The following is a 24,700-nucleotide window of genomic DNA, read 5'->3' as shown; positions in this document are numbered from 1 at the left end:
GAAACCACCCAATCAATTGTTAATTTTTCTTACAGAAGAATTAATTTCTATCTGATCATCTGCCCGAATTCGGCGGGACACGACCTACATAGAAGGCCCCCTGCCTCGACAAATCAGACCAGGCACATCACCGCCTGGATTCGGGAGATCGGACTCATGGCAGGTTTCGGAAAACGTTGGGCTGCGTCGCTGGCCCTGGGCACGGCACTGTGCGGCTCGGCGTGGGGGCAGATCGTTTTCCCTCCTGGCTCCAGCATCGATCTGGCCGGCGGTTCGTTCCAGTTGCCTTGCACCGCGGTCATCATGCAGGGCGACTTGACACTGGGAACAGGGACCTTCGACACGGGATCCTTCAGCTTCGACACCGGCGCGACGGTCACCGGAACAGGGGGCCAGCTCAACGTCAGCGGCGATCTCACCAGCACCGTGCCGTTGAACCTGGGCACCAGCAGCGTGGTGCTGTCGGACTCGTGCGCCCCCGGCTCCACCCTGCAACTGGGCGGCAACATCGTCGTCAAGGACCTCACGCTGATCAGCACCAGCGCAACGCCTCCCACCATCGTTTTGCCGGCAGGCACCAACCTCACGGTGCTGGGCACCCTTACCCTGGGCTCTCCTGGCAGGCCGGTGGTACTGACCTCTTCCGGCCCTGGCACCGCCGTGGTGACCATGGGGCCGTCGGCGACCCTGGTCAACAGCAGCGGCAGCGTGGTGCCTGGCAACGTGCAGATCGGAGCGCCTGTGGTGACGGCTCCGGCCAGCATCCCCACGCTCAGCACCTATGGGCTGATGCTGATGAGCCTGCTGCTCGGCGGCATGGCCCTGCATCGCCAGCGCCGCAACACACGCATCTGAGGAGCGGACATGCACCAGAACCGTCGCCCTGTCCCGGCCCTGCTGCTTGCGATGTTTGCGGGCGCAGGCCTGCACACCTCCGCAGCACTGGCGGCCGATGTCTCCATCACCCTGCCAGCCAATGGCGATTTCGTGATCAAGAACTCCGTGGGCGCCGAACGGCTGCGGGTGCAGCGTACCGGCGAGGTACTGGTTCCGGCCCTGCCGGCCGATACGGCTACCGGCAACCAGCTGCTGTGTTTTGACGGTGTCTCGGGCCAGCTCATGCACTGCGCGGCGGGTGTGGGCGGCGGGGCCACGGGAGCGACAGGCGCTACGGGCGCCACAGGTTTGACGGGCGCCATCGGCCCTGCAGGCGCCACGGGCGCAGCCGGCCCGACCGGCCCCACAGGTGCCACCGGGGCAACAGGACCCACGGGCGCGGGCATCACGGGAGCGGCTGGACCCACGGGTCCGCAGGGCATTCCGGGCGTTCAGGGCACGATGGGGCCGACCGGCGCCACGGGGATCGGTGTGACCGGTCCCACGGGCCCACAAGGCATCCAGGGCATACAGGGTGTCACGGGCGCCACGGGCGATGCGGGCCCCACCGGACCCACCGGCCCCGCAGGCGGAGGGGGTGTCACCCTCAGGGACAACAGCGGCGCCATATTGGGAACGGTGATCGACATGAACACGGCCAACTACAGCACCGTCGGCGTGCTTACCTCGACCCGACATTTCGCAAGAATGCGCTTCGACGGCCGTATCCAGAACGACAACAACCTGTTCTTTCTCACGCCCGACTGCACGGGCACGCCCTACATGGCGTCAGGGGGGTCGGTGGAGAACATCCCTCGCTTTGCCAAGACACTGGTCTATGCCAAGACCGACAACAAGACCTATAGCTTGAGCGGTGCCAATGCCAACGGCGTGGTGCTGTCGCAAAGCCAGACCAGCCTGGGCATTGACGTGACATCCACCGAGGACATTCTTTCAGGCGACTGCACATTAAGCAATTCCAGCCAGGCGGTGTTCCCTCTGGTCGAGACGCTTCTCAGCAACGCGGGTCTGCCGGCAAGCATCACTGCGCCGCTGCAGTTCTCGGCGCCCTGAATCGGTATGCATCCAAGCACCACCGGAACCCTGGATCGTCGCACCTGCTGCATCCACTCCCGTCGCTTCAGGACCCTGTGTCTCAGTGCAGGCATGTTCAGCACCGCAGTGCAGGCCGCCGAAGTGAGCACTGCCGTGACGCGCCGATAGGCTCGCGCAAAGCCACACCATGCCTGGTTCCCCGCCGCGCAAACGCCCAGGATCCGCTGCCCGCATCTGCCTGAACATGATCGTCAAGAACGAGGCCCCGGTGATCGCGCGTTGCCTGGCCTCGGTCAAGCCGTGGGTGGACCATTGGGTGATCGTGGACACGGGCTCCAGCGATGGCACGCAGGACCTGGTGCGCCAGTGCATGGAGGGCATACCCGGCAGCCTGCACGAGCGGCCCTGGGTGGACTTCGCCCACAACCGCAACGAGGCGCTGGAGCTGGCGCGGCCGCACGGTGACTACCTGCTGTTCATTGATGCCGACGAGCAGCTGCGCGTGCCCGAAGGCTTTGCATGGCCGGCGCTGGAGGCGGACGGCTGCATGCTGTCCTGCCACATGGCGGGCACCGAATACCAGCGCAATGCGCTGATCGCCACGCGCGTGGACTGGCGCTGGGAAGGCGTGCTGCACGAGTACCTGACCGCCCCGGCGCACCAGGCCTGGCAGATGCTGGCGGGGCCGTACATCGATGTCTCGCACGACGGCGCGCGGGCGCGGGACCCGCAGACCTACCTGCGCGACATCGCCGTGCTCGAGAAGGCCGTGCGCGAGCAGCCCGGCAACACGCGCAACGTGTTCTATCTGGCGCAAAGCCACCGCGACGCGGGCCAGATCGAGTCCAGCCTGCATTGGTACCGGCAGCGCGCCGCCATGGGCGGCTGGGCCGAGGAGCAGTGGTTTGCGCTGTTCCAGATCGGCGTGCTGCTGGAGCGCTCGGGCGCCGAGCCGGCCTCCGTGCGCGAGGCCTATCTCACCGCCTATGCCGCGCGACCGCAGCGGGCCGAGCCCCTGTGCGAGCTGGCGCGCTACCACCGCGAGCGGTCCGAGTTCGCCCTGGCCTGCCTCTATGCGCACCAGGCCGCCGCGCTGCCGCGCCCGGCCGAGGACATCCTGTTCATCGACGCCCAGGTCTATGCCTGGCGCGCACTGGACGAGCTGGCCGTCAGCGCCTTCTACACCCCGCTGCGCGACCTGGGCCGCGCCGCGCTGCAGCAGTTGCTGGCCGAACGCCGCTACCCTGCCAGCGAGCAGGCACGCATCGAGGCCAATCGCCCCTTCTATGGCCTGTAGCCGCCTGGGCCGGGCGGCCTGCGACAATGGCCGCCATGCCGCACACCACCTCCCCCTGGCTGCATGAAGCCATCAACCGCATCGAGGCCGACTACCAGCGCAGTGCCGACACGCACCTGATACCGCTGCCCCTGCCCGGCTTTGCCGGCCTGGGGATCGATCTCTACCTCAAGGACGAATCCACCCATCCCACGGGCAGCCTCAAGCACCGGCTGGCGCGCTCGCTGTTTCTCTATGCGCTGTGCAATGGCTGGGTGCACGAGGGATCGACCATCGTCGAGGCATCGAGCGGCTCCACGGCCGTGAGCGAGGCCTACTTCGCGCGCCTGCTGGGCCTGCCCTTCGTGGCCGTGATGCCGCGCAGCACCTCGGTGGAGAAGATTGCACTGATCGAGTTCTACGGCGGCCGCTGCCATCTGGTGGACAGCGCCGCCCAGGTCTATGACGAGGCACGCGCCGTGGCCGCGCAGGCCGGCGGCCACTACATGGACCAGTTCACCTATGCCGAGCGCGCCACCGACTGGCGTGGCAACAACAATATTGCGGAGAGCATGTTCACCCAGATGCGGCGCGAGCGCCATGCCGTGCCGCGCTGGATCGTGGTGGGCGCGGGCACGGGCGGCACCAGTGCCACCATCGGCCGCTACGTGCGTTTCCAGCGCCATGCCACGGGCATCTGCGTGGCCGACCCCGAGGGCTCGGTGTTCGCCGCCTACCACCGCACGGGCGATGCCACCCTCACCGCGCCGGGCTCGCGCATCGAGGGCATAGGCCGCCCGCGCGTGGAGCCCAGCTTCGTGCGCACGCTGGTGGACCGCATGGAGGAAGTGGCGGACTGCGATTCCCTGGCCGCCATGCGCAGCCTGTCCGCACTGCTGGGCCGGCGCGTGGGGCCGTCCACCGGCACCAACTACGTGGCCATGCTCAGGCTGGCCAGCGAGATGCGCCAGCGCGGCGAGCAGGGCTCCATTCTCTCGCTGCTGTGCGATGCGGGCGAACGCTACCTGCCCACCTACCACGATGCGGACTGGGTGATGCAGCGCATCGGCGACTGCGGGCCGGCCCAGGCGCGCATCGCTCAGCTGCAAGGCTGATCCATGATGCCCCTGCCCCGCCGCCATCTACTGGGCCTGGCTGCCGGCCTGGGCCTGGGGGCGGCAGGACTGCCCGCCCAGGCACTGCCGCCACGCACGCTGGTCTTCCCGCGCGACCACGGCAGCCACCCCGGGCTGCGCACCGAGTGGTGGTACATCACCGGCCAGGCACGCGCAGCGGGCCGGGCCTGGGGTTTCCAGATCACCTTCTTCCGGTCGCGCGTACAGGCCACGCAGGAGCTGCGCTCCGCCTTTGCGGCGCGCCAGCTGCTGTTTGCCCATGCGGCGCTGTGCGATGTGCAGGGCGCTCGCCTGCACCACGACCAGCGCATTGCGCGCGCAGGCTTCGGCATTGCCCAGGCCAGCGAGGCCGATGCCGACGTGCGGCTGCAGGACTGGTCGCTGGCCCGCACCGATGAAGGCGCTGCCGAGCGCTATACCACGCGCCTGCGCAGCAGCACATTCGCCCTGGACCTGCGCTTTGACACCCGCCTGCCCCCCTTGCTGCAGGGCCGCGCCGGCCTGTCGCGCAAGGGTCCCGAACCCGATCAGGCCAGCTACTACTACAGCCGCCCGCAGCTGCAGGTGAGCGGCACGCTGGAACTGGCAGGCCAGCGCATGGCGATAGAAGCCGCACGCGAGCCCGGCGACAACCGCGCCTGGCTGGACCATGAATGGAGCCAGGCCCTGCTGCACCCCGAGGCCGTGGGCTGGGACTGGATAGGCATGAACCTGTTCGACGGCGGCGCGCTCACGGCCTTTCGCGTGCGACGGGCGGATGGCAGCGCGTTGTGGGCCGGCGGCTCGCTGCGCGGTGTGGATGGCACGCTGCAGGTCTTCGCCCACGATGCAGTGCAGTTCACGCCGCTGCGCCACTGGAGCAGCCCTGCCAGCGGAGCGCGCTACCCCGTGCAATGGCAGGTGGACACGCCCGCTGGCCGTTTCTCGGTGAACGCCCTGGTCGATGACCAGGAGCTGGACAGCAGCGCCTCCACCGGCGCCATCTACTGGGAGGGCCTGTGCAGCCTGCAAAAGCCCACCGGCCCGGGCCAGGAGGCGCGAGCCGGTCAGGGATATCTGGAGATGACGGGCTACGCCCGGCCGCTGCAGTTGTAGCTATGGCAGTCAACAGCATGGGCACGTAGCCCACCCCCTTGAAACCGTCCCAACCCGGCTCTCAAGGGGTACGCTTTTTCTGCAGCCGGACGATCAGCTCGCCCATGATGCCCTTGCGGAACAGCAGCACGCAGACCACGAAGATCAGGCCCGTGACGATGGTCACCGACTCGCCCAGCGTGGAGAACCACTCCACGCCCGTGAGGCGCTGCAGGAAGAGGCCGAACTCGCCGATCTTGTTCTCCAGCATGACCACCACGGCCGAGCCCAGGATGGGGCCGGACAGCGTGCCCAGGCCGCCCATCAGCGTCATCAGGATCACGTGGCCGGAGGTGGTCCAGTGCACATCCGACAGCGTGGCAAAGCCCAGCACCACGGTCTTGAGCGAACCGGCCAGGCCCGTGAGCGCGGCCGAGATCACGAAGGCCAGCAGCTTGAAGCGCGCCACGTCGTAGCCCAGCGAGGTCGCGCGCGGCTCGTTCTCCTTGATGGCCTTGAGCACCTGGCCGAAGGGCGAGTGGATGGTGCGCACGATCAGCAGGAAGGCCAGGACCACGATGACCAGCGTGACGTAGTACATGGTCATGTCGCTGGCCAGGTCGATGAGGCCGAACAGCTTGCCGCGCGGCACGCCCTGCAGCCCGTCCTCGCCGCCCGTGAAGGGCGCCTGCAGGCACACGAAGAACAGCATCTGGGCCAGCGCCAGCGTGATCATGGAAAAGTAGATGCCCTGGCGGCGGATGGCCAGCCAGCCGAAGATCAGCCCCAGCAGCGCGCCGCCGGCCGTGCCGGCCAGCATGGCCAGCTCGGGCGTGAAGCCCCAGCCCTTGATGGCGTAGCCCGTCACATAGGCCGCGCCGCCCAGGAAGGCCGCGTGGCCGAAGGACAGCAGGCCCGTGTAGCCCAGCAGCAGGTTGAAGGCCGAGGCGAACAGTGCGAAGCACATGAGCTTCATCACGAACACCGGATACGCGCCCAGCAGGGGCGCCGCCAGCAGGCCCAGCAGCAGCAGGCCATAGCCCCAGGGGGCAATGCGTTGAACGAGAGTCTTGGATTTCATGTGGTCGGCCCCTTGTCCTCGTTCTTGTTATTTCTCTTTGCCGAACAGGCCGGCGGGGCGGATGAGCAAAACGATGACCATGATGAAGAACACCACGGTGGACGATGCCTCGGGCCAGAAGACCTTGGTCAGGCCCTCGATCACCCCCAGGCCCAAGCCGGTGAGGATGGAGCCCATGATGGAGCCCATGCCTCCGATCACCACCACGGCGAAGACCACGATGATGAGGTTCTGCCCCATCAGCGGCGTGACCTGGTAGACGGGCGCAGCCAGCACGCCGGCAAACGCCGCCAGCGCCGCGCCGAAGGCATAGGTCAGCGTGATCATCACGGGGACATTGACGCCGAAGGCCTCGACCAGGCGCGGGTTCTCGGTGCCGGCCCGCAGGTAGGCGCCGATGCGCGTCTTCTCGATCATGAACCAGGTAGCCACGCAGACCACGATGGAGGCGAGCACCACCCATGCGCGGTAGTTGGGCAGGATCATGAAGCCCAGGTTGGTCGCGCCCTCCAGCAGCTCGGGCGTGTCATAGCCCAGCCCCGAGACGCCGTAGACCGAGCGGAACAGGCCCTCGATCAGCAGCGACAGGCCCAGCGTCAGCAACAGGCCGTAGAGATGGTCGAGCTTGTAGATCCAGCGCAACAGGAAGCGCTCGATCAGCACCCCCAGCAGGCCCACCAGCAGCGGCGACAGCACCAGCATCACCCAGTAGTTGATGTTGAAGTAGCTCATGGCCATCCAGGTGACCATGGCGCCCAGCATGAACAACGCGCCGTGGGCGAAGTTGATCACGTTGAGCAGGCCGAAGATCACCGCCAGCCCCAGGCTGAGGATGGCGTAGAACGAGCCGTTGACCAGCCCCAGAAGGAGCTGGCTCATCAGGCCTGGCAGGGAAACACCAAAGATTTCCATGGGATGCAGCTGTCGTGGTTGGCCGGGTGGCGGTTGGGGGTCAGTGGCGGCGCGGCGTTACTTCCACAGCGCGCACTTGGTCTCGGCCTTGGTGGTCCAGACCTGGTCGGCGGGCAGCGTGGCCACGACCTTCAGGTAGTCCCAGGGCTTCTTGGACTCGGCGGGCTTCTTGACCTCGACCAGGTACATGTCGTGGGCAAAGGTGCCGTCGGGACGGATCGAGCCCTTGCCGTAGAAGTCGTCGATGGGCGTGCTCTTGAGATGGGCCATGACCTTGTCGGCATCCGTGGACTTCACGGCCTGCACGGCCTTGAGGTAGCTGGTCACGGCCGAGTAGTCGGCGGCCTGGATGGAGGTAGGCATGCGCTTGGTCTTGGCAAAGAAGCGCTCGGCGAACTTGCGCGCCGCGTCGTTCTGGTCCCAGTACCAGCTGGTGGTGAACTGCATGCCTTCGGTGTTCTTCAGGCCCAGGCTGTGGATGTCGGTCAGGAACACCAGCAGGCCCACGGTCTTCATGCTCTTGTTGATGCCGAATTCCTTGGCCGCCTTGATGGCGTTGATGGTGTCGCCACCGGCATTGGCCAGGCCCAGGATCTGGGCCTTGGAGGCCTGCGCCTGCAGCAGGAAGGACGAGAAGTCCGAGGCGTTGAGCGGATGCTTGACGCCGCCCACCACCTTGCCGCCCTTGGCCTTGATCACCGCCGTGGTGTCGTTCTCCAGCGCGTGGCCGAAGGCGTAGTCTGCCGTCAGGAAGAACCAGTCCTTGCCGCCGCGCTCCACCACGGCCGTGCCCGTGCCCTTGGCCAGGGCCACGGTGTCATAGGCGTAGTGCACGGTGTAGGGATTGCACTGCTCGTTGGTCAGCGCCGACGAGCCTGCGCCGCTGTTGAAGTGCACGCGCTTTTTCTCATTGGCCACCTGCGACACCGCCAGGGCCGTGCCGGAGTTGGTGCCGCTGAACACCAGCGAGATACCCTGCGTGTCCACCCACTCGCGCACCTTGGAGGCGGCGATGTCGGCCTTGTTCTGGTGGTCGGCGCTCAGCAGCTCGATGGGCTGGCCCAGCACCTTGCCGCCGAAGTCATCGATGGCCATCTGCATCGCGGTGACGGCATTCTTGCCTTCCACGTCCGCATAGAGGCTGGACATGTCGGTCACGAAGCCGATCTTCACCTTCTCCTGTGCCATGGCAAGCGGGCTGGCCAGGCCGGCGGCGGCCAGCATGCACGACAGTGCGGTCAGTTTTGCTTTCATTGGTGTCTCCTTCGCGTTGATGTCTTGGGTTTTTTGTCACAGGGCCATGGCAGGAATGCAGCCGGCGAGCCCCAGGCGCCAGCCACGATGGATATCCGGGTCAGACTCCGAGCAGTTCGTTGAGCACGGGCATCTTGGCCTGCAGCTCGGCCGCGCCGAAACGCTCGACCACATGGCCGTGCTCGACCACGTAGAAGCGGTCGGCCAGCGGCGCCGCGAAGTGGAAGTTCTGCTCCACCATCACCACGGTGTAGCCCTTGGTGCGCAGCATGGTGATCATGCGGGCCAGCGCCTGCACGATGACGGGGGCCAGGCCTTCGGAGATCTCGTCGAGCAGCAACAGCCGCGCGCCGGTACGCAAAATGCGCGCCACCGCCAGCATCTGCTGCTCGCCGCCCGACAGGCGCGTGCCCTGGCTGTGGCGGCGCTCGGCCAGGTTGGGGAACATGGCGTAGATCTCGTCCACGCTCATGCCCTGCTGGCCGGTCTTGAGCGGCGGCGGCAGCATCAGGTTCTCCTCGCACGAGAGGCTGGAGAAGATGCCGCGCTCTTCCGGGCAGTAGCCCACGCCCAGGTGGGCAATGCGGTGCGTGGGCAGGTGGATGGCCTCCACGCCATTGATCCTGATCGAGCCCTTGCGTGCGCCCGTCAGCCCCATGATGGCGCGCAGCGTGGACGTGCGGCCCGCGCCGTTGCGTCCCAGCAGCGTGACCACCTCGCCGGGCTGGACCACCAGGTCCATGCCGTGCAGCACATGGGATTCGCCGTACCAGGCCTGCAGGCCCTTGATTTCCAATGCCGGTGCAGTCATCTCAATGCGCTCCCTGCAACTGGCCGTCGGTGGTGCCCATATACGCTTCCATCACTTGCGGGTTGCGCGAAACTTCCTCGTATGGCCCCTCGGCCAGCACGGCGCCGCGCTGCAGCACCGTGATGCGGTCGGCGATGGTGGAGATCACCTTCATGTTGTGCTCCACCATGAGAATCGTGCGGCCTGCCGAGACCTTCTTGATCAGCTGGGTCACGCGGTCCACGTCTTCGTGGCCCATGCCCTGGGTGGGCTCGTCCAGCAGCATCAGCTCGGGCTCCATGGCCAGAGTGGTGGCGATCTCCAGCGCGCGCTTGCGGCCATAGGGCAGGTTGACGGTGACCTCGTCGGCCAGGTCCTGCAGGCCGACTTCGGACAGCAGCTGCATGGCGCGGTCATTGAGCATGGACAGGCTTTTTTCGCTGCGCCAGAAATGGAACTCGGTGCCCAGCTTGCGCTGCAGGCCGATGCGCACGTTCTCCAGCAGCGTGCAATGCGGGAAGACGGCCGAGATCTGGAAGGACCGGATCACGCCACGGCGCGCGATCTGCGCCGGCGCCTCCTGCGTGATGTCCTCGCCATTGAAACGGATGGTGCCGGAGGTGGGCTCCAGGAACTTGGTCAGCAGATTGAAGCAGGTGGTCTTGCCTGCGCCATTGGGGCCGATCAAGGCATGGATGGAGCCGCGGCGCACCGAAAGGTCCACCTTGCTCACCGCCGTAAATCCCTTGAACTCTTTGGTCAGGTTCCGGGTTTCGAGAATAACGTCGCTCATGTGCGCTTCGCCTGCTCCGTTGATGCTGCCAGCCGCCAACGCGTCGCCAGAGGCTCTGGTGGGCGTTGTGCAGGGTCGGACGCATCGTAGGCTTGCCGACGTTGTGCACCGCAGCGGGAAAACGCCTACGTAGGTGCTCCTAAGCACAGGCCCTGCCCCGCACTGCAGCATGGCGCATCAAGACGAGTCGCCGCAAAAACAAGAAGCAACCACTCACACTTGAAATAATCAAGCAGTCACGGGGCTGCAAGGCGCCGCGGCTGCAGGCGGGCCCTAGGGTTCTCCATCACCTCGGCCCGGCAACGCCCACGCGGAAGGCCAGAGCGCTTCCAAAGAGATAGCAAACTACCCTTTTTGCGGCTTGGCAGACAGCGACCAATGTCTGCTGCCTTACGGGAAACACCCAGGTGGGCAATCTCCCTGTGGCCTGCTCAGTCACTATGCGAAAAGCCGCGGATATGCTTGGGTTTGTCGCCCCATCAATTGAATGGCGACAAAGCGACTCAAAGCGCTATTCAATTAATAGCACCAGGTGATTGCCTGGCATGGGAATTGGCGATCGATCGCCATGAGCGCAATTGTCGCCGCCAAGACAGCATGTGCCCGGAGCAAGTTACTGCAGCGTTTCCTTGCTGCCTTGCGGCAAGGCCAATGGAACCACGGCAATGCCTTCGTCCAGCAATTGCATGGCCTGCTCGGGACTGGCCTTGCCGCGGATGGCGCGCTCTTCGGTCTCGCCATAGTGCATGCGGCGGGCTTCATCGGCAAAGCGTTCGCCCACGTCCTCGGTCTGCTGCGCGACCTTGCGCGACCACTGCAGCCAGGCGGCCTGCATGGCCTGCAATTGCTCACGCGCCTGGGGCGGCATGGCCGTTGAAGCAGCGGCTGCCGAGCTGGCGGCCGAGGCGGCTGCAGCAGGCTCTGCCGCCGCAGCCGGGGGCAAGCTTGCAGGCTTGGCGCCAAGATTGATGCGGGGGGCGCTCAGGCGCTTGGTGATGTCGCTGTGGCCGCAGACGGGGCACAGCACCAGCTGGCGCTGCAGCTGGCTCTGGAAATCCTCTTCCGAGGCGAACCAGCCCTCGAAGAGGTGGCCCTGCGGGCAATGGAGGTCGAGCACTTTCATCGCGCACCCTCATCCATGAAGCAACCGGCACCGCGGCCTCAGCCGCGGCGGTGAATCAGGAAACGATAGACGAAACCCGGGAATGCCAGTGTCAGGAACAACGCCCCCGTGATGGCATAGAACTCCCAGCCCTGGGGTGCAATCTGCCCCACGCGGCGCTCCAGCAGCAGCGCCACGCCGCCGACGATGAAGTACAGCAGCACCATCTCCAGCAGGCACAGGGCCAGCGGCTTGCGCTGGGTGCGCAGCGGCCCCAGCTGCAGCCAGCGGGGGTTGAAGAAAGGCAAATTGGCTGCCACAAGGGCAGCCAATATCACGAGCCAGATCGAAGCGGTTTGCGACAAGCCGATGTCCTCACCGCAGGGCCTTGCGCGCAAGGCCCTGCACAGGGAAAGTGGATCAGGAAGCCAGGGCGCGCACGACGGCGTCGGCGCACAGGGCCATCAGGCCGCCGGGCAGGATGCCCAGACCCAGCACCAGGGCGCCATTGAGGGTCAGCACCACGCGCACGTCCAGCGAAGCGGAAACGCTGGTGGCGGTGATGGGCTCATCGAAGTACATGACCTTGACGACGCGCAGGTAGTAGAAGGCGCCGATCAGCGACATGACCACGGCGAACACGGCCAGGGCGATGTACAGGCTGTGGCCCGAAGCCACCAGCGCCTGCAGCACCGACAGCTTGGCGTAGAAGCCGACCAGGGGCGGAATGCCGGCCATGGAGAACAGGCAGATCGCCATCACGCCGGCATACAGCGGGCTACGCTGGTTCAGGCCGGCAAAGTCGGCGACCTCTTCGCTCTCGAAGCCTTCGCGGGCCAGCAGCTGGATCACGCCGAAGGCGGCCAGCGTGGTCAGCACATAGGTCACCACGTAGAACATGGCCGAGCTGTAAGCGTTCTCGACGGTGGCCGGATCGACCTTGCCGTCGACCACACCCGACATCAGGCCCAGCAGCACGAAGCCCATCTGCGAGATGGTCGAGTAGGCCAGCATGCGCTTGAGGTTGGTCTGCTGCAGGCCGGCCAGGTTGCCGACCAGCAGAGAGGCAATGGCAAGCACGGCCAGCATCTGCTGCCAGTCGATGGCCAGCGGCAGCAGGCCGTCCACCAGCAGGCGGATGACGATGGCGAAGGCCGCCAGCTTGGGCGCGCCACCGATCATGGTGGTGATGGCCGTGGGAGCGCCCTGGTACACGTCGGGGACCCACATGTGGAAGGGAACCACGCCCAGCTTGAAGGCCAGGCCGGAGACCACGAAGACCAGGCCGAACACCAGCACCTGGTGCTTGATTTCGCCCGAGTTGATGGCCTTGAACACCTGGCCGATGTCCAGCGAGCCGGTCGCGCCGTAGAGCATGGACATGCCGTACAGCAGGAAGCCGCTGGCCATGGCGCCAAGCACGAAGTACTTCATCGCGGCCTCGACCGAAGCCGTGTGGTCGCGGCGCAGCGCCACCAGGGCGTAGCTGGACAGCGTCAGCAGCTCCAGGCCCAGGTAGATGACCAGGAAGTTGTTGCCCGAGATCATGATGAACATGCCCAGCAGCGCGAGCATGGCCAACGTGAAGAGCTCGCCGCCGCGCAGCATGTCGCGGTCAGCGGCATAGGGTCGGCCGTAGACCAGGGTGACCATCATGGCCACGGTGGCGAAACACTTGAGCCAGTTGCCCATGGCGTCGGAGACGACCATGTTGCCCCAGCCATAGAACGTGTTGCCACTGGAGGCATACATGCCTTGCAGCACGGCCACCACGCCCAGGGTCAGCAGTGTCAGAACATAGGTGCCCGTGCGGCGCGGGCTTTTGACGCCCAGGTCCACCAGGGCGATCACGCAGGCCATGACCAGGAGAAGGATCTCCGGATAGATGGCCAGCCAGCTGATGTTGTCAATCATCTCGATTCTCTCGTTTCAGTCTGGTCACTGCAGCTTGCTCATGGCCACATGCTTGAGCAGCTCGGCCACGGACACATCCATCACGTCAGTGAAGGGCTTGGGATACAGGCCCATGTACAGCACGGCGATGGCCAGCAGACCCAGCACCAGGAACTCGCGGTTGCCGATGTCGGTCAGGCCGCGCACATTGTCATTGGTGACAGGACCCAGGTAGACGCGCTTGTACATCCACAGCGTGTAGGCCGCGCCGAAGATCAGCGCCGTGGCAGCGCCCAGGCCGATCCAGAAGTTGTATTGCACGGCGCCCAGGATCACCATCCACTCGCCGACGAAGCCGGCCGTCGCGGGCAGGCCGCAGTTGGCCATGGCGAACAGCAGCGCGAAGGCCGCGAACTTGGGCATGGTGTTGACCACGCCGCCGTAGGAAGCGATTTCACGCGAGTGCACGCGGTCGTAGAGCACGCCGATGCACAGGAACATGGCGCCCGACACGAAGCCGTGGGCAATCATCTGCACGATGCCGCCAGCAATGCCCAGCGGATTGAAGATGAAGAAGCCCAGGGTCACGAAGCCCATGTGGGCCACGGACGAGTAGGCCACCAGCTTCTTCATGTCCTTTTGCACCAGGGCGACCACGCCCACGTAGATCACGGCGATCAGCGACAGGGCGATGACCAGCCAGGCCCACTTGTGCGAGGCATCGGGTGCGATGGGCATGGAAAAGCGCAGGAAACCGTAGGCGCCCAGCTTCAGCATGATGGCGGCCAGCACGGCGGAGCCGCCGGTGGGCGCTTCCACGTGCACGTCGGGCAGCCAGGTGTGGACCGGCCACATCGGCACCTTCACGGCAAAGGCCGCGAAGAAGGCGAAGAAGATCAGCGTCTGGGCCGTCATGGACAGCGGCAGCTTGTGCCAGTCGAGGATCTCGAAGCTGCCACCCGACTGGGTGTACAGGTAGATCACGGCGACCAGGGTCAGCAGCGAACCCATCAGCGTGTACAGGAAGAACTTGAAGGCCGCATAGATGCGGTTGGGACCGCCCCAGATGCCGATGATCAGGTACATCGGGATCAGCGTGGCCTCGAAGAACACGTAGAAAAGCAGGCCGTCCAGCGCGCTGAACACGCCGACCATCAGGCCGGACAGGATCAGGAAGGCGCCCATGTACTGGTTCACGCGCTCGGTGATGTTCTCCCACGACGCGATCACGACGATCACGGTGATGAAGGCGGTCAGCGGCACGAACCAGAACGAGATGCCATCCACGCCCAGGTGGTAGTGGATGTTGAAGCGCTCGATCCACAGCGCCTTCTCCACGAACTGCATGGCAGCCGTGCTGTTGTCGAACTGCTGTATCAGCGGCAGCGTGACGGCCAGGCCTGCCAGCGCGCCGACCAGGGCCAGCCAGCGCACTGCCTTGACCTGATCCTCGCGGCCCAGGGCCAGCAGGAGGGCGCCGAAGGCGATCGGCACCCAGATTGAAAGACTCAACCAATGCATTTTTGTTCTTCCCCTACTACTTGTTGAGCCACACGAAATACGTCATGAGAGCGAACACGCCCAGCAGCATGACCAACGCGTAGTGATAGAGATAGCCCGACTGCAGCTTGCGCACCCACTGGCCGATGCGGCCGATGAGCTTCCACGAGCCGTTGACGATGCCGCCATCGATGATGGCCTGGTCGCCGACCTTCCAGAAGAAGCTGCCGAAGGCGCGTGCGCCGCGGGCGAAGATGTTCTCGTAGACCCAGTCCACGCCGTACTTGCCTTCCAGTGCCTGGTAGACACCGATCTTCTGCATGGACGACTTGATGGCGGCAGGCACTTCGGGCTTGACCATGTAGAACAGGTAGGAGACGACGACGCCTGCCAGTGCCAGCCAGAACGGCGCGGCCGTGAAGCCGTGCAACGCCATTGGCACCCAGCCGTGGATCTTCTCGGCCAGCTCGGCCATGGCGCCGTGCTTGCTGCCATCGACGTGGATCACGCCCTTGAAGAAATCACCGAACAGCATGGGCATCAGTGCCAGGGCACCGATCACCACCGAGGGGATGGCCAGCAGCATCAGCGGGCCGGTCACGACCAGCGGCGACTCATGCGGCTTGGCATCGTGGCCATGGCCGTGGTGGTCGTCATGGGCGTGGTGGTCATCGTGGCCATGGTGGTGCGCATCGGGATTCTGGTCGTAGCGCTCCTTGCCGTGGAAGACGATGAAGTACAGGCGGAAGGAGTAGAAGGCCGTGATGAACACGCCGGCCAGCACCGCGAAGTTGGCGAAGCCAGCACCCGGCAGGTTGGTGGCGTGCACGGCCTCGATGATGGCGTCCTTCGAGTAGAAGCCCGAGAAGAACGGCGTGCCGATCAGCGCCAGGTTGCCCAGCAGGAACGTGATCCAGGTGATGGGCATGTACTTGCGCACGCCGCCCATCCAGCGGATGTCCTGGTTGTGGTGCATGCCCATGATCACCGAGCCGGCGCCAAGGAACAGCAGGGCCTTGAAGAAGGCGTGGGTCATCAGGTGGAACACGGCCACCGAGTAGGCCGAGGCGCCCAGGGCCACGGTCATGTAGCCCAGCTGCGACAGCGTGGAGTACGCGATCACGCGCTTGATGTCGTTCTGGATGATGCCCAGCACGCCCATGAACAGCGCCGTGATGGAGCCGATCACCAGGATGAAGCTCAGCGCGGTGTCCGACAGCTCGTACAGCGGCGACATGCGCGAGACCATGAAGATGCCGGCCGTCACCATGGTGGCGGCGTGGATCAGTGCCGAGATGGGGGTCGGGCCTTCCATCGAATCGGGCAGCCAGGCATGCAGCGGGAACTGGGCCGACTTGCCCATGGCGCCGATGAACAGGCAGATGGCCGTCACCGTCACCAGCAGCCAGCCGGTGCCCGGCAGCAGGGTGTTCTGGATCTCGGGCAGCTTGGCGAAGATCTCGCCGTAGTTCATGGTGCCCGTGTAGGCAGCGATCAGGCCGATGCCCAGGATGAAGCCGAAGTCGCCCACGCGGTTGACCAGGAAGGCCTTCATGTTGGCGAAGATGGCCGAGGGCTTGTTGTAGTAGAAGCCGATCAGCAGGTACGACACCAGGCCCACGGCTTCCCAGCCGAAGAACAGCTGCAGCAGGTTGTTGCTCATGACGAGCATCAACATGGAGAAGGTGAACAGCGAGATGTAGGAGAAGAAACGGTTGTAGCCGTCATCTTCCTGCATGTAGCCGATGGTGTAGATGTGCACCATCAGCGACACGAAGGTCACCACGCACATCATCATGGCCGTGATGCTGTCGATCAGGAAACCGACTTCCATCTTCAGCCCGCCGATTTCCATCCAGGTGTAGATGGACTGGTCGAAGCGCGCCCCGTCGAAGATCACGCTGTTGAAGGTGATGGCCGACAGGATGAAGGCGATCAGCACGCCCAAAATCGTGAGGGAATGGCTGCCGCCGCGACCGATCTTGTTGCCGCCGAAGGCCGTGCCCCAGATACCCGCGAGCGCGGAACCCGCCAGCGGTGCCAGCGGCACCGCCAGGAGCATGGATGCAGAGAGTGTTTGACTCATTCTTAAGAACCTTGCAAGTTACGGCGGACTCAACCCTTGAGGGAGTTGAGATCTTCCGCATTGATGCTGGTCTTGTTGCGGAACAGAAGCACCAGGATCGCCAGACCGATGGCCGACTCGGCCGCTGCCACTGTCAGGATGAAGAACACGAACACCTGTCCGTGCATGTCACCCAGATAGCTGGAGAAGGCCACGAAGTTCATGTTGACGGCCAGGAGCATCAGCTCGATGGCCATCAGCAGCACGATCAGGTTCTTGCGGTTCAGAAAAATGCCAACGACGGAGAGCGCGAACAGCATGGCGCCCAGCGTCAAGTAATGGCCCAAAGTCAGCGTCATGCTTTTGTCTCCACGGCGGGGGTTGCCTCGGCGGCCGGTGCCTGCGGCGCCTGGGTGACCGGCACCTTGACCAGCTCGAGGCGATCCTTTGCGCGCACGCGGATCTGCTGGGCCGGGTTCACTGCCTTGCTGTCCTTGCGCTTGCGCAGGGTCAGGGCGATGGCGGCGATCATGGCCACCAGCAGGATCACGGCAGCGATCTCGACGGGGTACAGGTATTCGGTGTACAGCAGCTTGCCCAGGGCCTGGGTGTTGGAGTACTGCACGGTCTGGCCGGCAGCGTTGACCGTGGCCGCAATGGCCTTGGGCTCCTCGACGCCGCTGAAGCCGCCCATCAGCACCATGCCCATTTCAAAGGCGATCAGTGCGCCGATCAGGGCAGCGAAGGGGAAATGCTTCCAGAAGCCCTGGCGCACGGCGTCGATGCGGATGTCCAGCATCATCACCACGAACAGGAACAGCACCATCACGGCGCCCAGGTAGACCAGCACCAGGGTCACGCCCAGGAACTCGGCCTTGAGCAAAAGCCAGATGCCGGCAGCCTGCGAGAAGGCCAGGATCAGGTTGAGCACGGCATGCACGGGGTTGCGCGCCGTGACGACCCGGAAGGCTGCAAACAGCAGCACGACCGAGAACAGATAGAAGAAACCAGTTTTGGCGTCCATGGATCGAATCTTTTCAAGTGATCAAGGAGCCGCTTCAGCGGTACTTGGCGTCCGCAGCCTTGGCGGCGGCAATCTCGGGTTCGTAGCGATCGCCAACGGCCAGCAGCATGTCCTTGGTGAAGTACAGGTCGCCGCGCTTTTCTCCGTGGTATTCGAAGATATGCGTCTCGACGATGGAATCCACCGGGCAGCTTTCCTCGCAGAAGCCGCAGAAGATGCACTTGGTCAGGTCGATGTCGTAGCGCGTGGTGCGGCGCGAGCCGTCGTCACGCACATCGGACTCGATGGTGATGGCCATGGCCGGGCAGACCGCTTCGCACAGCTTGCAGGCGATGCAGCGCTCTTCGCCGTTGTCATAACGGCGCAGGGCGTGCAGTCCGCGAAAACGCGGCGACAGAGGTGTCTTTTCTTCGGGGAACTGCACCGTGACCTTGCGGCGGAAGGTGTACCGGCCAGTCAGGGCCATGCCCTTGGCCAGTTCCCAGAGCATGAAGCTCTTGAAGAAATCTTTGATCGAAAATGGGGTAGCAGCAACCGCAGACATTCTTGCTCCGCTCAGTTCCAGATGTTCCAAGGCGAGTGCATCCAGCCACCCACGATGACCAGCCACACCAGGGTGACGGGAATGAAGATCTTCCAGCCCAGACGCATGATCTGGTCATAGCGAAAGCGCGGGAAGGTGGCACGGATCCAGATGAACATGGACACGACCAGGAAAGTCTTCGCCGCCAGCCAGATCCATCCGGGGATGAACGACAGGAAGTCGAACGGAGGCAGCCAGCCGCCCAGGAACATGATCACGGCCAGGATGGACACCAGCCACATGCTGGCGTACTCGGCCAGGAAGAAGATGGCAAAGCCCATGCCCGAGTACTCGACCATGTGGCCGGCCACGATTTCGGCTTCGCCTTCGACCACGTCGAAGGGGTGGCGGTTGGTCTCGGCCACGGCCGAGATCAGGTACACCACGAAGATCGGCAGCAGCGGCAGCCAGTTCCACGACAGGACGCTGGCACCCATGCTGGCGAACTGGCCCTGGCCCTGGCTCAGCACGATCTGCGTCAGATTCATGCTGCCCGTGACCATGATCACCACCAGGAAGCAGAAGCCCAGCGCGATCTCGTAGCTGACCATCTGCGCCGAGGCGCGCAGCGCGCCCAGGAAGGCGTACTTGGAGTTGGAGGCCCAGCCGGCAATGATCACTCCATAGACTTCGATGGACGTGATGGCCATGATCAGCAGCAGGCCGGCGTTGACGTTGGCCAGCGCCACTTCGGGGCCGAAGGGGATCGCCACCCATGCCGCCAGGGCGGGCATGATGGCCATCACGGGACCCACGTAGAACAGGCCCTTGGCGGCAGCCGTGGGCTGGATCAGTTCCTTGGTCAGCAGCTTCAGGCCATCGGCCAGGGGCTGCAGCAGGCCGAAGGGACCCACGCGGTTGGGACCCATGCGAACCTGCATGAAGCCCAGCAGCTTGCGCTCCCACAGCGTCAGGTAGGCCACGGCGCCCATCAGCGGGGCGACGATGGCGACGATGCCCAGCAGGATCCAGAGCACGGGCCAGGCCACGTCGGTCCACCAGGGGGCGGCGATCAGGCCGGCACCGGCCGTCTTGAGTGCGTCAATCATGCGGCGCCTCCCTCACGAGCCTGACGTGCATCTGCCGTCAGTTGCAGCGACGTCGCGCGGCGCACGATGCTGTCGAGCTGATAAATGCTGGCCACCACGGGCGCGGCATGGCCAGCGCCGTTGGCGATGGAATTCACGGCAAGCGCACCATTGCCCAGCAGGTTGGCCGGCACGCTGGTGGCGCCGGCGGTGGCGGCTGCGAGCACATCCTGCGACGTCTCGTAGTCCACGCCCTGCACGCCCAGCAGGTTGGCCAGAACGCGCAGCACCTTCCAGCCCGGACGGGCTTCGGCCAGCGGCTTGACCACGGCATGGAAGCTTTGCAGGCGGCCTTCGGCGTTGACGAAGCTGCCCGAGGTTTCCGTGAACGGGGCGATGGGCAGCAGCACGTCGCTGAATTCCATGTTGGCCTTGAACGGGCTCAGGGTCACGACCATCTCGGCCTTGCCCAGTGCCTCTGCGGCGCGGGCGCCGGCAGCGGAGTCGAACACGGGTTCGTTGTTCAGCAGCAGCACGGCCTTGAGGCCGCCGGCCAGCATCTGGCCTGCGTTCAGGCCCGAAGCGGCAGGCTGTGCGCCCACCCACTGCGCGCCCACTGTGTTGGCGGCTTCGGTCAGGTAGCCGACCGAGGCGCCGGTCTGCTCGGCAATCCAGTTGGCCAGCGACAGCAGGGTCGATGCCTGTGCGTGGTGCGCAGCGGCATTGCCCAGCAAGATGGCCTTGCGCTCGCCGCGCAGCAGCGCGGTGGCAATGGCCTGGGCCTCGGCATGCACGTCGGCGGCGGCCACGGGAGCGGCAACACCTTTTTCCTGCGCCACGGCGGCGGCCACATCGGCCAGCGCCTGGGCCCAGTCCGGGGCTGCCACGATGGACGCCGTCACCGGCATGGCCCAGTCGTAGACACGCTCATTGATGGCGAGCACGGTGCAGCCCTGCTTGGCCGCCTGGCGGATGCGCTGCGCGAACAGCGGATGGTCCTTGCGCAGGTTGGAGCCGAGCACCAGGACGCCTTGCAGCTTGGAAAGCGAGGCGATGGGCGTGCCCAGCCACTGCACGCCCTGGGCGGCGGTGAACTCGGCGTTGCGCAGGCGATGGTCGATGTTCTCGCTGCCCAGGCCGCGCACCAGCTTGCCTGCCAGGAACAGCTCTTCCAGCGTGCTGTGCGGGCTGACCAGCGCGCCGATGGCGGAGGCGCCATGGTCGTTCTTGATCTGGCGCAGGCCGTTGGCCACGTATTCGAGGGCCGTCTGCCAGTCGACTTCCTTCCACTCGCCGCCCTGCTTGAGCATGGGGCGGGTCAGGCGTTCGTCACTGTTCAGGGCTTCGTAGGAGAAGCGGTCGCGGTCGGCGATCCAGCACTCGTTGACCTCTTCGTTCTCGAAGGGCACGACGCGCAGGACCTTGTGGTTCTTGACCTGGACGATGAGGTTGGCACCCGTGGAGTCATGGGGCGAGACCGACTTGCGGCGCGACAGCTCCCAGGTGCGGGCGCTGTAGCGGAAGGGCTTGCTGGTCAGCGCGCCCACGGGGCAGATGTCGATCATATTGCCCGACAGCTCGGAGTCCACCGTATCGCCCACCACCGTGGTGATCTCGGAGTGCTCGCCGCGGTTGATCATGCCCAGCTCCATCACGCCGGACACTTCCTGCCCGAAGCGCACGCAGCGGGTGCAGTGGATGCAGCGGCTCATCTCCTGCATGGAGATCAGCGGGCCCACGTCCTTGTGGAAGACCACGCGCTTTTCTTCCTCGTAGCGCGAGGCGGAGCTGCCGTAGCCCACGGCCAGATCCTGCAGCTGGCATTCGCCGCCCTGGTCGCAGATCGGGCAGTCCAGCGGGTGATTGATGAGCAGGAACTCCATCACCGATTGCTGTGCCTTGATCGCCTTCTCGCTCTTGGTGCGCACGATCATGCCCTGCGTCACGGGCGTGGCGCAGGCGGGCATGGGCTTGGGGGCCTTTTCCACGTCCACCAGGCACATGCGGCAGTTGGCGGCGATGGAAAGTTTCTTGTGGTAGCAGAAATGCGGGATGTAGGTGCCTGCCTTCTCGGCTGCATGCATGACCATGCAGCCCTCGGCGACCTCCACCTTCTTTCCGTCCAGTTCAATTTCAACCATATGCTTTTCTCGCGATCAGGCGGCGTGGACCGTCTGCTTGGAAGCGTTCTGGATCTTCGCTTCAAACTCGTGGCGGAAGTGCTTGATCATGGCGCGCACCGGCATCGCTGCCGCATCGCCCAGCGCACAGATCGTGCGCCCCATGATGTTCACGGACACCGAGTCCAACAGCTCGATGTCTTCAGGACGGCCTTCGCCGTGCTCGATTCGGTTGACCACGCGCCACAGCCAGCCCGTGCCTTCGCGGCAGGGAGTGCACTGGCCGCAGGACTCGTGCTGGTAGAAGTAGGACAGGCGCAGCAGGCTCTCGACCATGTCGCGCGAGTCGTCCATCACGATCACGGCGCCCGAGCCCAGCATGGAGCCGGCCTTGGCGATGGAGTCGTAGTCCATCGTGCATTCCATGATGATGTCGGCCGGCAACACGGGCGAGGACGATCCGCCGGGGATCACGGCCTTGAGCTTGCGGCCCGTGCGCACGCCGCCCGCCAGCTCCAGCAGCTTGCTGAAAGGCGTGCCCAGCGGCACTTCGTAGTTGCCGGGCAGGTTGACGTCGCCGCTGACCGAGAAGATCTTGGTGCCGCCATTGTTGGGCTTGCCGCACTCCAGGTACGCAGCACCGCCGTTGCGGATGATCCAGGGAACGGCCGCAAAGGTTTCGGTGTTGTTGATGGTGGTGGGCTTGCCGTACAGGCCGAAGCTGGCCGGGAACGGCGGCTTGAAGCGCGGCTGGCCCTTCTTGCCTTCCAGCGACTCCAGCAGCGCAGTCTCTTCGCCGCAGATGTAGGCGCCGAAGCCATGGTGCGCGTGCAGCTGGAAGCTGAAGCTGCTGCCCATGATGTTGTCACCCAGGTAGCCGGCAGCGCGGGCTTCCTCCAGCGCGGCCTCGAAGCGCTCATAGGCCTCGAAGATTTCGCCGTGGATGTAGTTGTAGCCCAGGGAGATGCCCATCGCGTAGGCCGCGATGATCATGCCCTCGATCACGATGTGGGGGTTGTGCACCAGGATGTCCCGGTCCTTGCAGGTGCCCGGCTCGCCTTCGTCCGAGTTGCACACCAGATGCTTCTGGCCCGGGAACTGGCGGGGCATGAAGCTCCACTTCAGGCCCGTGGGGAAACCTGCGCCGCCGCGGCCGCGCAGCCCCGACTCCTTGACGGTGGCGATCACCTGGTCCTGCGTCAGGCCTTCGCTGCCGTCCTTGCCCAGGATCTTGCGCAGCGCCTGGTAGCCGCCGCGTGCCTCGTAGTCCTTGATGGACCAGTTGGCGCCGGTCAGATCGGCATAGATCTGGGGATTGATGTGGCGGTCGTGGAAGCAGGTCTCGCTGCCCGAGGCGGCAAACCTGGCCAGGACCGATTGTGCGGCGGCGTTCATGCCTTGCCCTCCGCGGCGCGCAGGCCGTCGATCAGTTCGTCGAGCTTTTCGTTGCTCATGAAGCTGCACATGCAGCGGTCGTTCACCAGCATCACCGGCGAATCCGCGCAGGCACCCAGGCACTCGGACTGCTGCAGCGTGAACATGCCGTCGGGCGTGGTCTCGCCCATCTTGATGCCCAGGCGGGATTCCAGATGGTGCAGCGCCTTGTAGCCGTCGCGCAGCTGGCAGGGCAGGTTGGTGCAGACGTTCAGCTTGAACTTGCCCACCGGCCGCTGGTTGTACATGTTGTAGAACGTGGTGACTTCGTGCACCGCGATCTCGGCCATGCCCAGGAACTCGGCGATCACGGCCTCGCTCTCGGGACTGACCCAGCCCTGTTCCTGCTGCACGATGGACAGGCAGGCCATCACGGCCGACTGCTTCTGGTCGGCCGGGTACTTGGCCACCTCGCGCGCAAAGCGCTCCTTGGTCGCTTCGGTAATCATCGGTCAACGTCTCCAAACACGATGTCCAGGGTACTCAGCACCATCACGGCGTCGGCCAGCATGTGGCCTCGGCACAGTTCGTCCATGGCGGACAGATTGGCGAATCCCGGCGGACGGATCTTCAGGCGGTAGGGCTTGTTGGCCCCGTCGCTCACGATGTAGATGCCGAACTCCCCCTTGGGGTGTTCGATGGCCGCGTAAGCCTCGCCTTCGGGCACGCGGAAACCTTCGGTGAAGAGCTTGAAGTGGTGGATCAGCTCTTCCATGTTGGACTTCATGCCTTCGCGCGGCGGCGGGGCGATCTTGTGGTTGTCCACGATCACCGGGCCCGGGTTGGCACGCAGCCAGTCCACGCACTGCTTGATGATGCGGTTGGACTGGCGCATTTCGGCCACGCGCACCAGGTAGCGGTCGTAGCAGTCGCCGGTCTTGCCCACGGGCACGTCGAAGTCCATGCGGTCATAGACCTCGTAGGGCTGCGACTTGCGCATGTCCCAGGCCACGCCGGAGGCACGCAGCATGGGGCCGGTCAGGCCCAGGTTCATGGCACGCTCGGCCGTCACCACGCCGATGTCCACGTTGCGCTGCTTCCAGATGCGGTTGTCGGTCAGCAGGGTCTCGTACTCGTCGGCGCACTTGGGGAAGCGCTGCGTGAAGTCGTCGATGAAGTCCAGCAGCGAGCCCTGGCGGTTGCGGTTCATGACCTCGACCGAGCGCGCATTGCGCACCTTGCTGGCCTTGTACTGCGGCATGGTGTCGGGCAGGTCGCGGTAGACGCCGCCCGGACGGAAATAGGCCGCGTGCATGCGCGCGCCGGAGACCGCCTCGTACATGTCCATGAGGTCTTCGCGCTCACGGAAGGTATAGATCAGCGTCGTGGAGCTGCCTGCATCGTTGCCGCTGGAGCCCAGCCACATCAGGTGATTCATGATGCGGGTGATCTCCGAATACATCACGCGGATGTACTGGGCGCGAATGGGCACTTCGATGCCCAGCAGCTTCTCGATGGCCAGGCAGTAGGCGTGCTCGTTGCACATCATGGACACGTAGTCCAGCCGGTCCATATAGGGCAGCGACTGGATGTAGGTCTTGCTCTCTGCCAGTTTTTCCGTCGCGCGGTGCAGCAGACCGATGTGCGGGTCTGCACGCTGCACCACTTCACCGTCGAGCTCCAGCACCAGGCGCAGCACGCCGTGCGCTGCCGGGTGCTGCGGACCAAAGTTCAGGGAATAGTTCTTGATTTCAGCCATGGTC

At 64.9% G+C, this 24,700-nt stretch carries 23 protein-coding genes; 5 read left to right on the top strand and 18 right to left on the bottom strand.

The window, feature by feature from the left end; genetic code table 11:
- Positions 1-156 precede the first annotated feature (156 nt).
- From AC5I49_RS21815 to AC5I49_RS21795, 5 genes are all read left to right on the top strand, one after another.
- The gene (locus tag AC5I49_RS21815; protein WP_495789876.1) at positions 157-855 is read left to right on the top strand and encodes an IPTL-CTERM sorting domain-containing protein; all 699 of its coding nucleotides are present in this window, start codon (positions 157-159) and stop codon (positions 853-855) included.
- A 9-nt stretch (positions 856-864) separates the two neighbouring features.
- Positions 865-1,950 carry a collagen-like protein gene (locus tag AC5I49_RS21810; RefSeq protein ID WP_202396519.1) on the top strand — a complete coding sequence of 362 codons (1,086 nt, stop codon included), beginning with the start codon at positions 865-867 and terminating at the stop codon, positions 1,948-1,950.
- Positions 1,951-2,176: 226 nt separating this feature from the next.
- Positions 2,177-3,229 carry a tetratricopeptide repeat protein gene (locus tag AC5I49_RS21805; RefSeq protein WP_495789875.1) on the top strand — a complete coding sequence of 351 codons (1,053 nt, stop codon included), beginning with the start codon at positions 2,177-2,179 and terminating at the stop codon, positions 3,227-3,229.
- 26 nt (positions 3,230-3,255) lie between these two features.
- The gene (locus AC5I49_RS21800; RefSeq protein ID WP_016447693.1) at positions 3,256-4,323 is read left to right on the top strand and encodes a PLP-dependent cysteine synthase family protein; all 1,068 of its coding nucleotides are present in this window, start codon (positions 3,256-3,258) and stop codon (positions 4,321-4,323) included.
- 3 nt (positions 4,324-4,326) lie between these two features.
- Complete coding sequence (locus tag AC5I49_RS21795; RefSeq protein ID WP_495789874.1) at positions 4,327-5,439, top strand: lipocalin-like domain-containing protein; 1,113 nt, start codon at positions 4,327-4,329, stop codon at positions 5,437-5,439.
- Positions 5,440-5,500: 61 nt separating this feature from the next.
- Here AC5I49_RS21795 and AC5I49_RS21790 read toward each other — a convergent pair whose 3' ends face one another.
- From AC5I49_RS21790 to AC5I49_RS21705, 18 genes are all read right to left on the bottom strand, one after another.
- Positions 5,501-6,499 (bottom strand): branched-chain amino acid ABC transporter permease, encoded by a 999-nt coding sequence (locus AC5I49_RS21790; RefSeq protein WP_016447695.1) that lies wholly within the window; start codon positions 6,497-6,499, stop codon positions 5,501-5,503.
- Between the two features lie 27 nt (positions 6,500-6,526).
- Positions 6,527-7,411: a branched-chain amino acid ABC transporter permease gene (locus tag AC5I49_RS21785; RefSeq protein WP_012206960.1), complete on the bottom strand. Its 885-nt coding sequence runs from the start codon at positions 7,409-7,411 to the stop codon at positions 6,527-6,529.
- Positions 7,412-7,468: 57 nt separating this feature from the next.
- Entirely contained in the window at positions 7,469-8,665 is a 1,197-nt protein-coding gene (locus AC5I49_RS21780) for an ABC transporter substrate-binding protein (protein ID WP_016447696.1), read from the bottom strand.
- 100 nt (positions 8,666-8,765) lie between these two features.
- Complete coding sequence (locus AC5I49_RS21775) at positions 8,766-9,476, bottom strand: ABC transporter ATP-binding protein (protein WP_016447697.1); 711 nt, start codon at positions 9,474-9,476, stop codon at positions 8,766-8,768.
- Position 9,477: 1 nt separating this feature from the next.
- Complete coding sequence (locus AC5I49_RS21770) at positions 9,478-10,248, bottom strand: ABC transporter ATP-binding protein (protein ID WP_016447698.1); 771 nt, start codon at positions 10,246-10,248, stop codon at positions 9,478-9,480.
- Between the two features lie 613 nt (positions 10,249-10,861).
- Positions 10,862-11,371, bottom strand: a complete 510-nt coding sequence (locus AC5I49_RS21765; RefSeq protein WP_209801637.1) for a DUF1178 family protein — start codon at positions 11,369-11,371, stop codon at positions 10,862-10,864.
- A 38-nt stretch (positions 11,372-11,409) separates the two neighbouring features.
- Positions 11,410-11,715 (bottom strand): DUF2818 family protein, encoded by a 306-nt coding sequence (locus AC5I49_RS21760; RefSeq protein ID WP_016447700.1) that lies wholly within the window; start codon positions 11,713-11,715, stop codon positions 11,410-11,412.
- 55 nt (positions 11,716-11,770) lie between these two features.
- Complete coding sequence (gene nuoN, locus AC5I49_RS21755; RefSeq protein WP_016447701.1) at positions 11,771-13,264, bottom strand: NADH-quinone oxidoreductase subunit NuoN; 1,494 nt, start codon at positions 13,262-13,264, stop codon at positions 11,771-11,773.
- Between the two features lie 24 nt (positions 13,265-13,288).
- A complete protein-coding gene (locus AC5I49_RS21750) occupies positions 13,289-14,764 on the bottom strand; it encodes an NADH-quinone oxidoreductase subunit M (RefSeq protein ID WP_046239124.1) in 1,476 nt (491 codons plus the stop codon).
- A 16-nt stretch (positions 14,765-14,780) separates the two neighbouring features.
- On the bottom strand, positions 14,781-16,829 hold the full coding sequence (gene nuoL, locus AC5I49_RS21745) for an NADH-quinone oxidoreductase subunit L (RefSeq protein WP_026062052.1): 2,049 nt from the start codon (positions 16,827-16,829) through the stop codon (positions 14,781-14,783).
- A 29-nt stretch (positions 16,830-16,858) separates the two neighbouring features.
- Positions 16,859-17,167, bottom strand: coding sequence for an NADH-quinone oxidoreductase subunit NuoK (nuoK, locus tag AC5I49_RS21740; protein WP_016447704.1), 309 nt, complete (start codon positions 17,165-17,167; stop codon positions 16,859-16,861).
- Complete coding sequence (locus tag AC5I49_RS21735) at positions 17,164-17,832, bottom strand: NADH-quinone oxidoreductase subunit J (protein WP_012206970.1); 669 nt, start codon at positions 17,830-17,832, stop codon at positions 17,164-17,166. The genes nuoK and AC5I49_RS21735 overlap by 4 nt, the downstream gene beginning before the upstream one ends.
- A 34-nt stretch (positions 17,833-17,866) precedes the next feature.
- Entirely contained in the window at positions 17,867-18,376 is a 510-nt protein-coding gene (gene nuoI, locus AC5I49_RS21730; RefSeq protein WP_016447705.1) for an NADH-quinone oxidoreductase subunit NuoI, read from the bottom strand.
- A gap of 11 nt (positions 18,377-18,387) precedes the next feature.
- Positions 18,388-19,464 carry an NADH-quinone oxidoreductase subunit NuoH gene (gene nuoH, locus AC5I49_RS21725; protein ID WP_016447706.1) on the bottom strand — a complete coding sequence of 359 codons (1,077 nt, stop codon included), beginning with the start codon at positions 19,462-19,464 and terminating at the stop codon, positions 18,388-18,390.
- Positions 19,461-21,584, bottom strand: a complete 2,124-nt coding sequence (gene nuoG / locus AC5I49_RS21720; protein WP_495789873.1) for an NADH-quinone oxidoreductase subunit NuoG — start codon at positions 21,582-21,584, stop codon at positions 19,461-19,463. The genes nuoH and nuoG overlap by 4 nt, the downstream gene beginning before the upstream one ends.
- Positions 21,585-21,599: 15 nt before the next feature.
- Positions 21,600-22,958, bottom strand: a complete 1,359-nt coding sequence (gene nuoF, locus AC5I49_RS21715; RefSeq protein WP_016447708.1) for an NADH-quinone oxidoreductase subunit NuoF — start codon at positions 22,956-22,958, stop codon at positions 21,600-21,602.
- Positions 22,955-23,446, bottom strand: coding sequence for an NADH-quinone oxidoreductase subunit NuoE (gene nuoE / locus AC5I49_RS21710; protein WP_016447709.1), 492 nt, complete (start codon positions 23,444-23,446; stop codon positions 22,955-22,957). Before nuoE ends, nuoF begins: the two co-directional genes overlap by 4 nt.
- Entirely contained in the window at positions 23,443-24,696 is a 1,254-nt protein-coding gene (locus tag AC5I49_RS21705) for an NADH-quinone oxidoreductase subunit D (protein ID WP_016447710.1), read from the bottom strand. Before AC5I49_RS21705 ends, nuoE begins: the two co-directional genes overlap by 4 nt.
- Between the last annotated feature and the right edge of the window lie 4 nt (positions 24,697-24,700).

The organism is Delftia sp., assembly GCF_059499305.1.
The sequence above is the reverse complement of the archived record's forward strand: the minus strand, read 5'-3'. Positions and strand labels throughout refer to the sequence as shown.

Bases quoted from the DNA above. Each gene is read 5' to 3' on its own strand.
- AC5I49_RS21815 (WP_495789876.1), top strand. From the start codon at position 157: ATGGCAGGTTTCGGAAAACGTTGGGCTGCGTCGCTGGCCCTGGGCACG.
- AC5I49_RS21810 (WP_202396519.1), top strand. From the start codon at position 865: ATGCACCAGAACCGTCGCCCTGTCCCGGCCCTGCTGCTTGCGATGTTT.
- AC5I49_RS21805 (WP_495789875.1), top strand. From the start codon at position 2,177: ATGATCGTCAAGAACGAGGCCCCGGTGATCGCGCGTTGCCTGGCCTCG.
- AC5I49_RS21800 (WP_016447693.1), top strand. From the start codon at position 3,256: ATGGCCGCCATGCCGCACACCACCTCCCCCTGGCTGCATGAAGCCATC.
- AC5I49_RS21795 (WP_495789874.1), top strand. From the start codon at position 4,327: ATGATGCCCCTGCCCCGCCGCCATCTACTGGGCCTGGCTGCCGGCCTG.
- AC5I49_RS21790 (WP_016447695.1), bottom strand. From the start codon at position 6,499: ATGAAATCCAAGACTCTCGTTCAACGCATTGCCCCCTGGGGCTATGGC.
- AC5I49_RS21785 (WP_012206960.1), bottom strand. From the start codon at position 7,411: ATGGAAATCTTTGGTGTTTCCCTGCCAGGCCTGATGAGCCAGCTCCTT.
- AC5I49_RS21780 (WP_016447696.1), bottom strand. From the start codon at position 8,665: ATGAAAGCAAAACTGACCGCACTGTCGTGCATGCTGGCCGCCGCCGGC.
- AC5I49_RS21775 (WP_016447697.1), bottom strand. From the start codon at position 9,476: ATGACTGCACCGGCATTGGAAATCAAGGGCCTGCAGGCCTGGTACGGC.
- AC5I49_RS21770 (WP_016447698.1), bottom strand. From the start codon at position 10,248: ATGAGCGACGTTATTCTCGAAACCCGGAACCTGACCAAAGAGTTCAAG.
- AC5I49_RS21765 (WP_209801637.1), bottom strand. From the start codon at position 11,371: ATGAAAGTGCTCGACCTCCATTGCCCGCAGGGCCACCTCTTCGAGGGC.
- nuoN (WP_016447701.1), bottom strand. From the start codon at position 13,264: ATGATTGACAACATCAGCTGGCTGGCCATCTATCCGGAGATCCTTCTC.
- AC5I49_RS21750 (WP_046239124.1), bottom strand. From the start codon at position 14,764: ATGCATTGGTTGAGTCTTTCAATCTGGGTGCCGATCGCCTTCGGCGCC.
- nuoL (WP_026062052.1), bottom strand. From the start codon at position 16,829: ATGAGTCAAACACTCTCTGCATCCATGCTCCTGGCGGTGCCGCTGGCA.
- nuoK (WP_016447704.1), bottom strand. From the start codon at position 17,167: ATGACGCTGACTTTGGGCCATTACTTGACGCTGGGCGCCATGCTGTTC.
- AC5I49_RS21735 (WP_012206970.1), bottom strand. From the start codon at position 17,832: ATGGACGCCAAAACTGGTTTCTTCTATCTGTTCTCGGTCGTGCTGCTG.
- nuoI (WP_016447705.1), bottom strand. From the start codon at position 18,376: ATGTCTGCGGTTGCTGCTACCCCATTTTCGATCAAAGATTTCTTCAAG.
- nuoH (WP_016447706.1), bottom strand. From the start codon at position 19,464: ATGATTGACGCACTCAAGACGGCCGGTGCCGGCCTGATCGCCGCCCCC.
- nuoG (WP_495789873.1), bottom strand. From the start codon at position 21,584: ATGGTTGAAATTGAACTGGACGGAAAGAAGGTGGAGGTCGCCGAGGGC.
- nuoF (WP_016447708.1), bottom strand. From the start codon at position 22,958: ATGAACGCCGCCGCACAATCGGTCCTGGCCAGGTTTGCCGCCTCGGGC.
- nuoE (WP_016447709.1), bottom strand. From the start codon at position 23,446: ATGATTACCGAAGCGACCAAGGAGCGCTTTGCGCGCGAGGTGGCCAAG.
- AC5I49_RS21705 (WP_016447710.1), bottom strand. From the start codon at position 24,696: ATGGCTGAAATCAAGAACTATTCCCTGAACTTTGGTCCGCAGCACCCG.